Source organism: Maritalea sp. YIW29 (assembly GCF_057219265.1).
Genome location: NZ_JBXVVF010000002.1, coordinates 116,921 through 131,796, shown reverse-complemented (window position 1 = coordinate 131,796; position 14,876 = coordinate 116,921). Strand labels below are relative to the sequence as shown.

General features: G+C 50.9%; 14 protein-coding genes. 8 read left to right on the top strand and 6 right to left on the bottom strand.

Features of this window, described 5'->3' with window-relative positions; all coding sequences use genetic code 11:
- The first annotated feature begins 49 nt into the window (after positions 1-49).
- Genes cobW through AC2D8L_RS09715 form a run of 7 tightly spaced genes read left to right on the top strand, consistent with a single transcriptional unit; the run spans position 50 to position 7,538 of the window.
- Positions 50-1,117, top strand: a complete 1,068-nt coding sequence (gene cobW / locus AC2D8L_RS09745; protein WP_484685290.1) for a cobalamin biosynthesis protein CobW — start codon at positions 50-52, stop codon at positions 1,115-1,117.
- The gene (gene cobN / locus AC2D8L_RS09740; protein WP_484685289.1) at positions 1,117-4,833 is read left to right on the top strand and encodes a cobaltochelatase subunit CobN; all 3,717 of its coding nucleotides are present in this window, start codon (positions 1,117-1,119) and stop codon (positions 4,831-4,833) included. Before cobW ends, cobN begins: the two co-directional genes overlap by 1 nt.
- Positions 4,830-5,459 (top strand): cob(I)yrinic acid a,c-diamide adenosyltransferase, encoded by a 630-nt coding sequence (cobO, locus tag AC2D8L_RS09735; protein ID WP_484685288.1) that lies wholly within the window; start codon positions 4,830-4,832, stop codon positions 5,457-5,459. Before cobN ends, cobO begins: the two co-directional genes overlap by 4 nt.
- A gap of 9 nt (positions 5,460-5,468) precedes the next feature.
- Positions 5,469-6,377: an ornithine cyclodeaminase family protein gene (locus tag AC2D8L_RS09730; RefSeq protein ID WP_484685287.1), complete on the top strand. Its 909-nt coding sequence runs from the start codon at positions 5,469-5,471 to the stop codon at positions 6,375-6,377.
- A complete protein-coding gene (locus tag AC2D8L_RS09725) occupies positions 6,370-6,837 on the top strand; it encodes an NUDIX domain-containing protein (protein WP_484685286.1) in 468 nt (155 codons plus the stop codon). Before AC2D8L_RS09730 ends, AC2D8L_RS09725 begins: the two co-directional genes overlap by 8 nt.
- On the top strand, positions 6,834-7,127 hold the full coding sequence (locus AC2D8L_RS09720; RefSeq protein WP_484685285.1) for a GNAT family N-acetyltransferase: 294 nt from the start codon (positions 6,834-6,836) through the stop codon (positions 7,125-7,127). Before AC2D8L_RS09725 ends, AC2D8L_RS09720 begins: the two co-directional genes overlap by 4 nt.
- 12 nt (positions 7,128-7,139) lie before the next feature.
- Positions 7,140-7,538, top strand: coding sequence for a rhodanese-like domain-containing protein (locus AC2D8L_RS09715; protein ID WP_484685284.1), 399 nt, complete (start codon positions 7,140-7,142; stop codon positions 7,536-7,538).
- On the opposite strand, the gene AC2D8L_RS09710 is transcribed toward AC2D8L_RS09715, so the two are convergent.
- Positions 7,535-8,014, bottom strand: coding sequence for an Lrp/AsnC family transcriptional regulator (locus tag AC2D8L_RS09710; protein ID WP_484685283.1), 480 nt, complete (start codon positions 8,012-8,014; stop codon positions 7,535-7,537). The two genes, AC2D8L_RS09715 and AC2D8L_RS09710, sit on opposite strands and share 4 nt — an antisense overlap.
- A gap of 113 nt (positions 8,015-8,127) precedes the next feature.
- Here AC2D8L_RS09710 and AC2D8L_RS09705 point away from each other — a divergent pair, with 113 nt between their 5' ends.
- Complete coding sequence (locus AC2D8L_RS09705; protein ID WP_484685282.1) at positions 8,128-11,514, top strand: indolepyruvate ferredoxin oxidoreductase family protein; 3,387 nt, start codon at positions 8,128-8,130, stop codon at positions 11,512-11,514.
- Between the two features lie 152 nt (positions 11,515-11,666).
- Here AC2D8L_RS09705 and AC2D8L_RS09700 read toward each other — a convergent pair whose 3' ends face one another.
- From AC2D8L_RS09700 to paaB, 5 genes are read right to left on the bottom strand one after another with little or no spacing between them, the layout of a single operon-like run.
- On the bottom strand, positions 11,667-12,170 hold the full coding sequence (locus AC2D8L_RS09700) for an AAA family ATPase (RefSeq protein WP_484685281.1): 504 nt from the start codon (positions 12,168-12,170) through the stop codon (positions 11,667-11,669).
- Between the two features lie 54 nt (positions 12,171-12,224).
- Positions 12,225-13,304 (bottom strand): 2Fe-2S iron-sulfur cluster-binding protein, encoded by a 1,080-nt coding sequence (locus tag AC2D8L_RS09695; RefSeq protein ID WP_484685280.1) that lies wholly within the window; start codon positions 13,302-13,304, stop codon positions 12,225-12,227.
- 9 nt (positions 13,305-13,313) lie between these two features.
- Complete coding sequence (paaD, locus tag AC2D8L_RS09690) at positions 13,314-13,826, bottom strand: 1,2-phenylacetyl-CoA epoxidase subunit PaaD (protein ID WP_484685279.1); 513 nt, start codon at positions 13,824-13,826, stop codon at positions 13,314-13,316.
- A 5-nt stretch (positions 13,827-13,831) separates the two neighbouring features.
- On the bottom strand, positions 13,832-14,584 hold the full coding sequence (paaC, locus tag AC2D8L_RS09685; RefSeq protein ID WP_484685278.1) for a 1,2-phenylacetyl-CoA epoxidase subunit PaaC: 753 nt from the start codon (positions 14,582-14,584) through the stop codon (positions 13,832-13,834).
- Positions 14,584-14,868, bottom strand: coding sequence for a 1,2-phenylacetyl-CoA epoxidase subunit PaaB (gene paaB / locus AC2D8L_RS09680; protein WP_484685277.1), 285 nt, complete (start codon positions 14,866-14,868; stop codon positions 14,584-14,586). The genes paaC and paaB overlap by 1 nt, the downstream gene beginning before the upstream one ends.
- Positions 14,869-14,876: the final 8 nt, after the last annotated feature.

Sequence of the window (14,876 nt, the reverse complement as noted above, 5' to 3'; positions counted from 1 at the left end):
CGAAACACATACCTATTTAACCCGTCGGGCGGACGGAGAAGGAACGAAAATGAATTCAAAAATACCGGCGACGGTAATCACTGGCTTTTTGGGCGCAGGCAAGACCACATTGGTGCGGCACGTTTTGAACAATGCCAAGGGCAAGCGCATTGCGTTGATCATCAATGAATTTGGCGACGTTGGCGTTGATCGCGACGTGCTTAAAGGTTGCGGCGACGAAGCTTGTGACGAGACCGATATGGTTGAACTGGCCAATGGCTGCATCTGCTGCACCGTGGCTGAAGATTTTATCCCAACGATCACGCAGCTTTTAGCGCGTGAACCGCGACCTGATCACATTGTTATCGAAACATCTGGCTTGGCCCTGCCACAGCCTTTAGTGCGTGCCTTCAACTGGCCTGAAATTAAAGCCGATGTCACCGTTGATGGGGTAGTGACCGTCGCTGACGCCGCAGCGCTTGCGGCAGGTCGTTTCGCGTCGGACGAAAAGGCCGTGGACGCCCAACGCCAGTCTGACGAGATGCTGGATCACGATACGCCAATGGGTGAACTGTTTGAAGATCAATTGGTGTGTGCAGATCTGATCTTGCTCAATAAATCTGATCTTGTTGAAGAAGCGAAACTGAACGAGGTTGAAGCCGAATTGCGCCATCATTTGCGCGATGGTGTGAAGCTCGTGCGCACCCAAAAGGGTGAGATCAATATGGCGGCGCTCTTGGGTATCCAGAGCGAAAGTGAAGCGGACATGGAGGGGCGCATGTCTCACCATGAACGCCATCACGCAGCGCAAGGTGATGGTCACCATCACCACAATCATGAGCATGATGATTTTGATAGTTTCTCGATTTCGTTGCCAGAAGTGGCAAGCAAAAAGCATCTCAATGATGCAGTTGAAGGGGTTATCCGCAAACATGATATTTTGCGCCTTAAAGGCTTTGCCGCGATTAAAGATGCGCCAGCCCGCTTGTCGCTTCAAGCAGTTGGCCCGCGTATCGACACCTACTTTGATCGCCCATGGGCTGAGGCGGATAAGCGCGGCACGTCTTTAGTGGTGATTGGCCAAGCCCCACTAAACCGCGATCAAATTACAGCTGAGTTGCAAGCGGCGCTGGGATAATGCACCTTCTCACCGCACAGGCGGGCGAGATACAGCAAGAAGGCGAAGCGATTGACCTTGGTCAGTCGCCTGCCGATATTCTGTTCCTTTCCGCCGCCGATACGGAATTGGCCGCCTTGGCCAATGCTGCCGATGCGCAAACTTTTGACCAGTTGCGTCTGGCAAACACCATGCGCATCAGCCACAATTTCTCTGTGGACCTATGGTTGGAGCAAACTGCCATTCACGCCAAGCTGATTGTTGTGCGCCTTTTGGGCGGGCGCGCCTATTGGACTTATGGCGTTGATCAGCTCACCGCGCTTTGTGCCGACAATGGTATAAAGCTGGCGCTTTTACCCGGCGATGCGAACCCAGACCCTGACTTACAAGCGCGCTCCACTTTGGACGCTAATGCATATGACGCATTGCACGCTCTGTTTGTAGCAGGCGGTGCCGATAACATCGCTGGCGTTCTGACAGCCATGCGCAAAGTGGTTGATGGGGAAGGGGAACTCCCTGCACCAAAACAAACAGCGCGGGCCGGTGTCTATGACCGAGCAAAAGGTGTGCGGACGCTTGATCAAGTCGAACTGAAATCTGATGCGTCGGTTGCGCCGATTATCTTTTATCGCGCGTTGCTGGACGGCGGCAACATGGCGCCAATCCATTCCCTTATGGATGCGTTGGAGGCGCAGGGCATCCAAGCACTGCCAATTGTTGCGGCTTCGCTTAAAGAACAATCTTGCGTTGAGTTCGTGCAAAGCACCTTTGAAAAGCACCCACCAGATGTGATTTTAAACGCGACAGGCTTTGCGCTTGGTTTGACCGATCTTGAGGACGCGAAAAACCCCTTTGCGAATAGTGATGCACCGATCATTCAACTTGTGCAGGCGGGGCGTCCCTCAGAAGCGTGGGAAAAGGATGTTCAGGGCTTAAGCGCCAAAGATTTGGCAATGCAAGTTGTATTGCCTGAACTTGATGGCCGTATTGGCGATATTCTGATCGCCCATAAAGAACAAGACATATGGCACGAACGCACCCAGTGCCCATTGTCGGCAAACCAACCCCATATGGATGGGATCAAAGACGCCGCCCAGTTCGCGGCGAATTGGGTAACACTTCGGCAAACTGATGTTTCAGATCGCAAGGTCGGAATTATCTTGGCGAATTATCCAATTCGGGATGGCCGCATTGCCAATGGCGTGGGCTATGATGCGCCGCAATCCACTGTGCAAATCTTGCGCTATATGCAGAGCGAAGGATATGCGCTGGAAGGCTTGCCGGAAAATGGCAATGCGCTGATTGAACAGCTGCAAGCTGGGCCGACCAATGCACACCCGACCCGTGGGACCAGCCCCGCGCAAATGTCACTCGATGAATATCAAGCGCTATTTTCAGCCTTGCCGACAGATGTGCAAACTGACGTCACTAAACGTTGGGGCGAACCCAGCGCCGATCCATTTGTACGCGATGGAAACTTCCACCTGCCGGTCCTGAATTTCAGCAATGCTGTGGTGATGTTGCAGCCCGCGCGGGGCTATCACCTAGATGCTGAAGCCAGCTATCACGATCCGGATCTAGTGCCACCGCACGCCTATCTCGCTGCCTACCTGTGGTTGCGTCATCAGTTCGGTGCGCAAGCGATTATTCACAACGGAAAACACGGGAATTTGGAATGGTTGCCGGGCAAAGCCAACGCGCTTAGTTCGAGTTGTTATCCGCAAATGCTATGGGGAAATCTACCTCACTTTTATCCATTTATCGTCAATGATCCGGGCGAAGGAACTCAGGCAAAACGGCGCACAGGCGCGGTGATCATAGATCATCTAACTCCGCCGCTTACCCGTGCTGAGACCTATGGGCCGCTCAAGGACCTGGAAGCACTTGCTGACGAATATTACAACGCGTCAGGTCTGGACCAACGTCGGTTGAAAGACCTCAAAACCCGCATTCTTGACCTTTGCCGAGACACAGGCCTTGATAAGGACATGGGGCTTGATGGTCAGCCCGAAGATGATGCGTTAACTACCATCGACACGTTTTTGTGCGAGCTGAAGGAGGCTCAAATTCGAGATGGGCTGCATATATTTGGCCAAGCCCCGAAAGGAAGCCTTAAAACGGATCTGTCGGTTGCCCTTGCCAGAGTGCCGCGCGGCGAAGATCGGGCAGAAGATAAATCACTTATTCGCGCCTTGGCTGACGATCTGGCATTGGGGTTTGATCCATTGTCGGCACCTATGGGCGAAGAGTGGGACGGCCCACAGCCCGATTTATTGAAAAACCTTTCGGCTGAAACATGGCGACATGTCGGGCACACAATCGAGCGGCTGGAACTGCTGGCGGTGAAATTGGTTGATGGTGAAATTGAACCAGATGAAAGCTGGACCGCAACAAAGGCTGTCCTAACAGAAATCATCAGTTCCATTGCTCCAAAATTGGATCAATCAGGCGCACTTGAACGGGCCAACTTGCTCAAAGGTTTGGACGGAAAATTTGTCGAACCCGGGTCATCTGGTGCGCCGACGCGCGGTCGCTTAGATGTGTTGCCGACAGGGCGCAATTTTTATTCTGTCGATAACCGCGCAGTGCCAACACCAACCGCGTGGGAGTTGGGCAAGAAGTCGGCTGAAAATCTGATCACAAGGCACTTTCAGGATCACGGCACTTATCTGTCGGCAATTGCTTTATCGGTGTGGGGCACGTCCAACATGCGCACGGGAGGTGATGATATCGCGCAGGCAATGGCATTGATCGGGGTGAAACCGAAATGGGATGTTGGGTCGCACCGGGTGTCGGGATATGAGATTATTCCGTTGGCTAAACTGGGCAGGCCGCGCGTTGATGTAACACTGCGCATATCCGGGTTTTTCCGTGATGCATTTCCCGCCCAAATCGAGCTGTTCGATAAAGCCATTCGCGCTATCGGGGCGCTTGATGAACCATCAAGCGAAAACCCAATTGCCGAACGTATGCGCACTGATGCGCTGGCACTGATGGATAATGGTGCGCCCGAAGATGCAGCTGCCATGCAGGCAGGTTATCGTATTTTTGGATCAAAACCGGGTGCCTATGGCGCAGGGCTGCAAGGCATTATGGACAGTGGCAATTGGCAGGATATTGATGATATCGCCACCGCGTTTCTAAATTGGGGGCAATATGCATATGGCAGCAAGGCCAAAGGCACCAAAGCCCGTGCGCAACTCATTTCACGTCTGAAATCGGTTGATGCGATTGTGCACAATCAGGACAATCGAGAACACGACCTTTTGGATAGCGATGACTATTATCAGTTTGAAGGTGGGCTAACCGCTACAGCGACATCTTTGTCCGGTCAACAGCCGGTCAATTATCACAATGATCATTCGCGCCCTGAACGCCCGGTCACCAAAACGCTGGACGAAGAAATTGCCAAAGTCATGCGATCCCGGGTGGTCAATCCAAAGTGGATTTCAGGGATTATGCGTCACGGCTATAAGGGCGCATTCGAGATTATCGCGACAACTGATTATATGTTTGCGTTTGCGGCAACCACTGGCGCGGTGAAGTCGCATCATTTCGATATCGCGTTTGACGCGTTCGTCGCCAATGATGATGTGCGCACATTCATTCAACAAAACAATAAATTTGGCTATGATGAGCTTATTGCCAAATTTAAGGAGGCGATGGAACGCGGGTTCTGGACGCCAAAACGCAATTCAACTTATGCCTTTTTAGACGGGAGCGAGGATCAGCTATGAGCAAGAAAACCGACAATATGAGTGAAGAAGAACTTAATGAACGCCACGCTGACAAAATGAAGAAGAAGAAGGCCGCGCGGGATAAAATCATCGCCACCAAAACAATTGAAAAAGGCCTGACCATTGTCCATACGGGCAAGGGAAAAGGCAAGTCTACCGCCGCTTTTGGCATTGTTTTCCGCGCCCTTGGCAATGATATGAAGGTGGCCGTCGTCCAGTTTGTCAAAGGCAAATGGGGCACCGGTGAACGCAATGTGTTGGACAAGTTCCCCGACCAAGTGTCACTCGCCACAATGGGCGAAGGGTTTACCTGGGAAACCCAAGACCGCCAGCGCGATATCGACGCCGCACGCGCCGCTTGGGAGCAGGCCAAACAGTTCATTTTGGACGATAAGCACGACGTGGTATTGTGCGATGAGTTGAATATTGTGCTGCGTTACGATTATCTGCCCGTCGAAGAAATCCTTGAAGTGCTGGCGCAAAAACCTGAAATGAAGCACGTTATTATCACTGGTCGAAACGCCAAGGATGAACTGATTGATTTTGCCGATTTGGTGACCGACATGACCCAAGTAAAGCACCCCTTCCGCTCTGGCGTTAAAGCACAGGTTGGGATCGAATTCTAAGGAGACAAAGTGCGTATTTTGCAAGAGCAAGATCTTGATCAAGTCCCGACACGGATCTTCCTTGAAGCTGTGCGTGATCAAATTGTTGCTGACGCAAACGGTGAAGCAATTGCTCCGCCTCGTCATCGAGTTGAATTTGACCCTGGCGCGCTCGTTTTCACCTGCGGCGGCAACTATGAGCTCGCAGGGTTTCGTGTTTATGACACTTTCCCAAAAACTGATGACCAAGCAGAAGATCAATTGGTAATAGCCTTTGATCGGAAAAGCGCCAAGCTAAAGGGCGTGGCCGTCGGCGAGCGACTTGGCGCGATCCGCACAGGCTGCTTGGGTGGCGTTGCAATTGACCGGCTGGTGCCACAGGAACGAATTGAAAAGCTTGCTCTGGTTGGCACAGGTGTTCAGGCACTTACCCAACTTGAAGCCATTTTGAACGTGCGTGAGATCGCAAAAATCAGCGTGTTCTCCCGTTCATTGGAAAACAGAACCAAATTTGCTGAAAAATTGGCCTCTCGATATGGCATAAACATCACCCCAAGCGCCAATGCTGAGCGCGCTGTTCGTGATGCTGATGTTGTGATTTTGGCCACCAACGCATCTTCACCTGTTGTTGACATGAATTGGATCAAAACCGGCGCCCACGTCACGACAGTGGGGCCAAAGTCGGTCGATCGGCATGAGCTGCCGTTGGATTTTTTGGAGCGCGCAAATTTGATCGTTTCAGACAGCCCGCAACAGATTGAAGATCAGGGTGAGCGGCATATGTTTTATGGTCAAGATATCTCAATTCAGCACTTAGGTGCTAAAGAATACTCGACTGGCGACGGCGACATCACGCTGTTTCTTTCCGCAGGTCTTGCCGGAACAGAAGTCGCCGCACTTTCTGCCGCGATCGACTATTTGGACACTCAGAATGGCTGAATTCTTCGACCGGCTGGAAGATGCCCCAACCATCAACCAACCGTTAGCCCACGGTTCGGTTTCGTTGGTCTTTTTTGACGAGGGTGTCTTGATGGAACAGCGAAGTGACAACGGTCAATGGGGATTTCCTGGTGGCAAGGCGGAGCCGGGTGAAGCACCAATAGATTGCGCCGCGCGGGAACTAGAAGAAGAAACTGGTATTGCTGGGATAGCACTCGAGTTTGTAGCCCTGTTTGACGATCCGGGCGGCATTGGCGCGTATGATGATGGCAATGTCGTGCAAACGCATATGTCTGTTTTTAGAGCGCGCGTGGACAAAATGCCTGAACTGATATTGAGCGAAGAATCCTTAGCTCTTAGGTTTGTGCCAAAAGTCGAATTGGGCCACATTGAACTTGTGCGTTCCCATAATCCGGTGATGAAATTGGCCATCAAGTTGCTTTCAAAGGATCAGATATGACCCCTGAATTGAATATCCAGTTTGAAGAGAATGACCAAAATGGCAGATTCTTTGCCGATTTAGGCGATGGATATGAAGCGGAAATGACATATATCCGCCGCGATGGCGTTATGGTGGTCAACCATACGGGGGTGCCCAAGCCCTTTGAAGGAAAAGGCATCGCAGCAAAATTGGTGGTCGCGGGTGTCGAGTTCGCGCGTAAAAATGGGCGTAAGATTAAGCCTGTTTGTCCCTATGTTGTGGTGCAGTTTAAACGCCATAAAGAATGGGCAGATGTACTAGCTGATTAGAGGAAGCACGAGATGAAATCGGCGAAGCAACTTGTTGATGAAGCTATGGCTCAGATCGAAACCTTGTCGGTTTCCAGCGTGCGACGGGCTTTAGAAAATGATGAGATTTTGCTGGTTGATCTGCGCGACGTACGCGAGCTGAAACACGAAGGCAAGATTGAAGGCGCGGTGCATGTGCCACGCGGTATGCTTGAATTCTGGATTGACCCGACAAGCCCGTATCATAAACAAGAATTGGCTACGGATAAGAAACTGGTTTTCTTTTGCGCGGCGGGTTGGCGATCCGCACTGGCAACCCAGACGGCTAAACAAATGGGATTTGAAAATGTCGCCCATATTGAAGGCGGGTTTGGTGGTTGGCGAGATGCAGGCGCACCGATTTTGGATGCGCCCAAAAACACAAAAGATTAGCCAGACGCGGTCGGCACGACCTTTTGAAACTTGATTTTTTCCATCACGACTTGCGAAAATGTCTTTGAAATAAAGGGCTGGCTCATCAGTCTGTTGCGCAAAAACCGATGATAGGACCGCATGTCGGTCGCCAGCACTTTCATCACATAATCATACTCGCCAGTGGTGGCATAACACTCCAAAACTTCAGGGATTGAGTTCACCAATTGAGTGAATTCTTCCAAATAATCATCATTATGTTGATTAAGACTGACTTGGAGCAAAACCAACTCGCCATAGCCCATTTTTTCCGGTGAAACGGTAAGCCCGTACGCCGTGATGATGTCGGCTTCTTCAAGTGCATTGATGCGCCGCCAGACAGAGGAAGCAGAACTGCCCACTTGTGTGGCAATTTCTTGGTTCGACAAGCGGCTGTTGAACTGCAGCAATTCAAGGATTCTTCGGTCTATTTGATCGATTTCGAATGAATTTGCCATAATTTCCTCCAATGTCGAACCAAACGTGCATAGATTTGTTGAAATCATATGGATTTTGACCGGATCAATCAAGAAAATTGAATGATACTACCTCTGAGAGAGGGAGTTGAGACATGGACCTGTTACCGGCAGATGCCAACATTTTTGCGTTTCCAGATTATGAATTGGCCGACGGCCTGGTCAAAGAGCGGGTTTTTCTGTCCGGCACTGACATTCTGGTCCGCGTTCCCATTGAACAGGCAAAGGCTGACAAAGCGGCAGGTTTAAACACTGCGGGCTTTGTCTCCGGCTATCGCGGCTCTCCCCTTGGTGCATATGACCAAGCAATGTTCAAAGCCAAGGATGCCTTGGATAGCCACAACATCACGGTGAAGCCAGCGATCAACGAAGATTTAGCAGCCACCGCTTTGATCGGTACGCAAGAGGTATCAAGTGACGAACTTGTAAACGTGGATGGTGTGTTTGGCATTTGGTACGGCAAAGGCCCCGGGGTGGACCGGTCTGGTGATGCGCTAAAACACGGCAATGCGCTGGGCTCTTCAAAACATGGTGGCGTACTGGCATTTTTAGGCGATGACCACGGATGTGTATCGTCTTCCATGCCGCACCAGTCAGATCAAGCCGCCGAACATTTCATGATGCCGGTGCTGCACCCGGCAGGGGTCGCTGACTATATCCCGTTTGGGCTTTATGGCTTTGCCGCGTCGCGCTATTCTGGCGCTTGGATTGGCATCAAAACCATATCGGAAGTACTTGAATCTAGTGCGGCGATTGAAGTGCCGCATCCGCGTAAATTCAAAACGCCAGATGAATATACGCCGCCATTTGAGCTAAGCCATGATCCGGCAACAAGCTTTGGCCCTGTGCTTGAGCAAAAGCTGTTGGCGCGACTTGATGCGATGAAAGCATTCGCCCGCGCGAACCCAATCGATAGGGTTGCGTTTGGTGCAAAAAAGCCAAAACTGGCCATTGTAGCAGTTGGCAAAGCCTTTGCCGATTTGATGCAAACACTGAAAAACCTCGGCCTTTCAGAAACGGCTGCAAAACGCGCTGGCATTGGCATTTACAAAGTCGGCCTAGTTTGGCCGATTGAGCCGACCGGATATCAAACATTCTTGCAAGGCGCTGAAAAATTGTTGGTCGTTGAGGAAAAACGTGCGGTCGTTGAAACGCAGCTTAAAGAGTTGTTTTTCAATGCGGACAATCGCTTCTCAATCATCGGTAAAAAGTCATTGGATGGCACCCCGCTGCTTCCCGAAGCAGGCGAGTTACGTCCTTCCATTTTGGCGCAGGTGGTTCATCAGTTCTTGAACCTTGAGGGTACACCTCCTGTTCCTCAACCTGCGCCAAACCTATCCGGTTTGGACGTTGAGCGACGCACGCCTTACTTCTGTTCAGGCTGTCCGCATAATCGATCCACAAATCTGCCAGAAGGCAGCAAGGCGTTGCCGGGCATTGGATGTCATTTTATGGCGTCTTGGATGGGGCGCGAGACCAATGGCATCGTGCAAATGGGCGGGGAAGGCGTCAATTGGATTGGCATGTCACCCTATACTGGCCGTGAGCACATTTTCCAAAATTTGGGCGACGGCACCTATTTCCATTCCGGCCTGTTGGCCATCCGCCAGTCCATCGCCGCCAACACAAATGTGACGTATAAAGTGCTCTACAACCATGCGGTTGCGATGACTGGCGGGCAAGATGTAGATGGCGAGTTGAGCGTTGAATCCATCATTGCTCAATTGCGCGCAGAAGGCCTCAAGCGCGTTGCTCTAGTGAGCGACAAACCCGACCGCTTTGCATGGGATTTGATGCGCGGCGAAGGTTTGAGCATTGATCACCGCAAAAACCTCGACGCTGTACAGGAAGAGTTGAAAACACTTAAGGGCGTTACCGCGCTGATTTTTGATCAAGGATGCGCAACCGAAAAACGCCGCAAACGCAAACGCGGGCTGATCGAAGATCCGAAAAAGCGGGTGTTCATCAACCCTGCGGTTTGCGAGGGGTGTGGTGATTGTTCTGTGCAATCAAACTGCATTTCCGTCAGTCCTTTGAAAACGAAATGGGGTGTGAAGCGAACGATTGACCAATCGTCTTGCAACAAGGATTTTTCCTGTGTTGAAGGATTTTGCCCCAGCTTCGTGACCGTTGAGGGTGAAGAGAAAAAAGCCACCGGCGATGAAACGCGCCGCAAACATCTCTTGGTGCACACCAAAACATTGCCTGAGCCTCAAGTCGCCAAAACCGGCGAGATTTTGATCACCGGCATTGGCGGAACCGGCGTTGTGACTGTTGGTGCTGTTTTGGCGATGGCAGCGCACCTGCAAGGCAAGGGCGCGTCGGTGCTAGACTTTATGGGCTTTGCCCAGAAAGGCGGCGCGGTCATTTCGCACCTCAAAGTGCTCGAAAGGCCGGGACTTGAAACGCCAGTTCGCATCGACAAAGGAAGCGCAACTGCGCTTATCGCTTGTGACCTGGTGGTAGCCAATATGGCGGAGCCTATGGCGAGCCTATCGATGGATAAAACCAACGTCATCGCCAACACAAAAATTTTGCCAACGGCAGATTTTGTGCTGCGCGGCCTTGCCGATTTCCAAGAAGAAATTCGCCTGAAAAAGCTAACTGAAAGCGCGAAGTCAGTGACTTCATTTGACGTTACAGATCTATCCGTTCAACTGTTTGGCGATAGCGTTTTCTCGAACATGATGCTGACCGGTATGGCTTGGCAAAAGGGAAATGTGCCCTTGGATGGTGATGCTATTCGCCGGGCAGTTACGCTTAACGGAAAGTCCGTAGATGCAAACATTGAGGCTTTCGAATTAGGTCGGCTTATTGCTGAACAGCCAGAAATTTTTATGGCTGATGAAGAGGAGGCAGGTGAGCAAACACTTGAAGAACTGATAGAGGATCGCGCTGCGTTTTTGACCGATTATCAAGATGAAGCCTACGCCAATCAATATAAGTCGATTGTCGCCAATGTTGCAGATGCAGAGGCAGCAATTGGCAAAACGGGGCTAGCTGAAATTGTCGCGCATCATTTGGCGCGGTTGATGGCTTACAAGGACGAATATGAAGTTGCTCGGCTGCATCTTGAAACCGCTCATCTGAGTGAAATGCGCACGAATTTTAAAGATGGTGGCAAGCTTAAATTCCACATGGCACCGCCAATGTTGAACTGGATTAAAGAACCAAACGGCCGTCCGAAAAAGTTTGCCATTCCAGGTGGCATTGCAATCCCAACATTAAAATTGCTCAATGCCATGAGGCCATTGCGCGGCTCAGCGTTAGATGTTTTTGGCTGGGCAAAAGACAGGCGCGATGAACGCCAATTACGTGATGACTATATTCAGCTTGCAAATGAGTTGCTGCAAGATCTCAACGCACAAAATCATGCTGCGGCAATGAAGCGTGCTGGGCTTGTTGACATGGTCAAAGGGTACGGCGTGGTGCAAGAAGCGAATTTGGTTGCTTACTATAAGAAGCTCAAAACGCTTGCCTAGGGGATAGGCACCACGCCTCTTTCTTCGTCATGCTCGGACTTGATCCGAGCAACCATCTTAGCACGGCAGAACCATAAATTGTGAGGTGGACCCTCGGGTCAAGCCCGAGGGTGACGATTGAGGATTGGCTTAAGAACTACGTTGATCGATACCTAACGCGAATATGTTAGGTCGCGTTCATTCAAAATCGACATGACCACCTCAGTAAGTGACGCGGTGGCGTCGATCATAATATATTTCTTGGGAAAATCTTCTTGCTCGGCGTGGAGTTGCCGAATGACTTGACGCTCCTGTTCTTTCCCGCCCCATTCGTTCGCCGGACGTTTCTTAAGTCGTTGATCCAGTGTCGCCCGATCAATATTTAGTACGAACACCTTGTCGAAAAACTGGATGAATTTGCTAAAATTTCTGCAGTCACCACAGAAAAATGATGCGCGATGTTGTTGGTCTGCCATGATCGAACGGACCTTTTCAACATTCCAGATATGGTGTTCATGGCCAGTGCCCGGCAAGGGTATGCCGGTTTTAGGGTCCCCTTGATATGCTAAATCTTTGTCCCCATTGAACGAGTGGAAACCCCGGCGCACCAATTCATGGTGAACTGTTGTTTTGCCAGTGCATGACACACCGCGAATAAGATAGTTTTTGTTTCCCATTTTTAGCGTCTACCAAATAACGGGTTGATCAACAAGCTTAAGAGGTTGAAATTTCTACGTTTCGTCAAAATCCAAGGTAAGATTGTCGCTGGTGGCGCGTGCTTGGCAGGCAAGGGTGAACCCGGCTTCAATTTCCCAAGGTTCAAGCGAATAGTTCACGGCCATTTCCGCACTGCCCTTAGCGACCTTGCAGCGGCAAGTGCAGCACATGCCGCCTTTACATGAAAAGGGAAGTTCAAGACCATGTTTGTTCGCGGCTTCCAGCACGCTTTCATTCGCATCTGTAAGCTTGAAATTGCGTTTTGTGCCGTCAAGGATAATTTCAACGGACACGCCCTGTTCTGCTGCCTCAAGCATTTCTTTGGTCGGCGCTTTGCGCGGTGCTTGGCCATCTGCTGGGGTGAACAGTTCGAAGTGAATGTTGGATTTTTCGACACCCATCTCCTCGCAAGTGGCGCGAACATTTTGTATCATCTCTTCCGGGCCGCACACAAAAATGCCATCACAAGATAAGGGGTCAATTGCAGCGGTCTTGGTCAGCAGTTTGATTTTGTCGCCGTCAATGCGGCCATTGAGAATTGGCACGTCTTGGTCTTCGCGGCTTAGAATATGGATCAATGTAAATCGATCCATGTAACGGTCCTTGAGAAATTCCAGCTGTTCGCGGAACATGATCGAAGACGTTTCACGGTTGCCGTAAACCAGCGTGACCGTCGCCTCGTCGTCACCATCGAGCAATGACTGGGCGATCGACATCATTGGGGTAATGCCCGAGCCTGCAGCGATCAAAAGCGCATCTTTTACAGCGCCCACATTGGCCGTAAAACGACCTTCTGGGGTCATGACTTGCAATTCTTGCCCCACGCTTAGATCGTTCATGGCAAATGAAGAAAATACACCTTCTTCAACATGGCGAATACCGACGGTAAGTTGATCGGTGCCGACCGGTGAAGAGATTGAATAGGAACGGCGTGTGTCTTTCCCATCAATGTCAGCCCGTAACGTTAGATACTGACCTGGCACAAAACGGTAGGCCCCGTTTAGGCTTTCATCTGGTGCAAAGCTAATCGCTTTCGCGTCTGGCGTGAGCTGCTCAATGTTTGAAATTTTTAGCGTGTGGAAAGTGGGTGCCATGGTCGGACCTCAAATACATTTGAAATAGTCAAAGGGTTCTAGACAGTCTTTGCACCGATAGTGTGCTTTACAGGCTGTTGACCCAAATTCGGATAGTTTTTCTGTTGTGGAGCTGCCGCATTTTGGACAGGCGACAATGGTTTCACCAAATAGGGCAAGTTTTGAATTTGACCCATTTACCGGCGGGGCAATGCCATAGGCACGCAGTTTTTCGCGGCCCTCTTCGCTGATCCAATCGGTTGTCCAAGCCGGGGAAATCACCCGCTCTATTATTGGATCGAACCCCGCTTCGCGTAATGCAACTTCAATCGCTAATTCGATGGCCAGAACTGCTGGGCAACCGGTATAGGTTGGCGTGACATAGGCTACTGCTTGGCCGTTGATCATCTCAACATCGCGCAAAATGCCAAGCTCTGCCACATTCACACATGGCACTTCTGGATCGGGCACAAGTGACGCCGCTTCCCAAGCCTTTTGGGCGAGGGGATCGCGTGTTGGCGTGTCGAATTGGGCTTGCGTCACTTGCCTTACCAAACCATACCGGGGTGGGCGCGTTGGACATACTGCAATTGCGATAGCAAATGCCCAAATTCCTCACCATGATGACCGGTCCGTCCGCCCATCTGCGTGAACTGAACCTCTGGAATATCAAGCAAGGCTTGATCGAAAACGTTAGAGATCGTTTGTTCCCATTGGCCACGAAGTGCTGATCTGTCAGGTAACACACCATCATCCGCACAGGCTTGCGCATCTTCAGACATGGCAAACAGCTCTTCCACATAGGGATGGAGCCAGCTAACAGCTTCCTTCATGCGGTTTGCACTTTCTTCAGTGCCATCACCCAAGCGAATGACCCATTCGCCAGCATGGCGAATGTGATAGGCCATCTCTTTGGCCGACTTGCCGGCAATGCCCTTGATCGTTTCGTCATTTGAAGAAAGCGCGGCTTGCCAATAGGGTTCCATGAACGTAGCGAAATAGAGCTGCTTGAGCATAGTGTGCGCAAAATCTTCATTGGGGCGTTCGACCAAAAGGCAGTTCTTATATTGACGATCAAGGCGGAGATAGGCCAGTTGGTCCTCGTCTCGGTTTTTGCCTTCAATTTCACCCGCATAGGTGTAGATGCTGCGTGATGCGCCGATCAGATCAAGTGCCATGTTTGGCATGGCAAGATCTTCTTCAAGCATGGGCGCATGTCCGCACCATTCAGAAATCCGGTGTCCGAGGATCAAATGGTCATCACCCAATTCGAGTAAAGCATTAAACAAAGCGCTAGACATTACATGTGCCCCACTTCGTCTGGGATGTCATAAAATGTTGGGTGGCGGTAAACCTTATCAACGCCCGGCTCAAAGTTTTCACCTGCCTGATCTGGGTCAGAAGCAAAGATCGACTTCGAAGGCACAACCCATATCGACAGGCCCTCGCCACGGCGCGTGTAGGTGTCGCGTGCAGCGTTTAGTGCCATCACTTCGTCAGCAGCGTGCAGCGAACCACAATGCTTATGTGAGAGGCCATTGCGTGGGCGGATAAATACTTCCCATAGGGGTGTTTCGTTTGACATGATTTGTC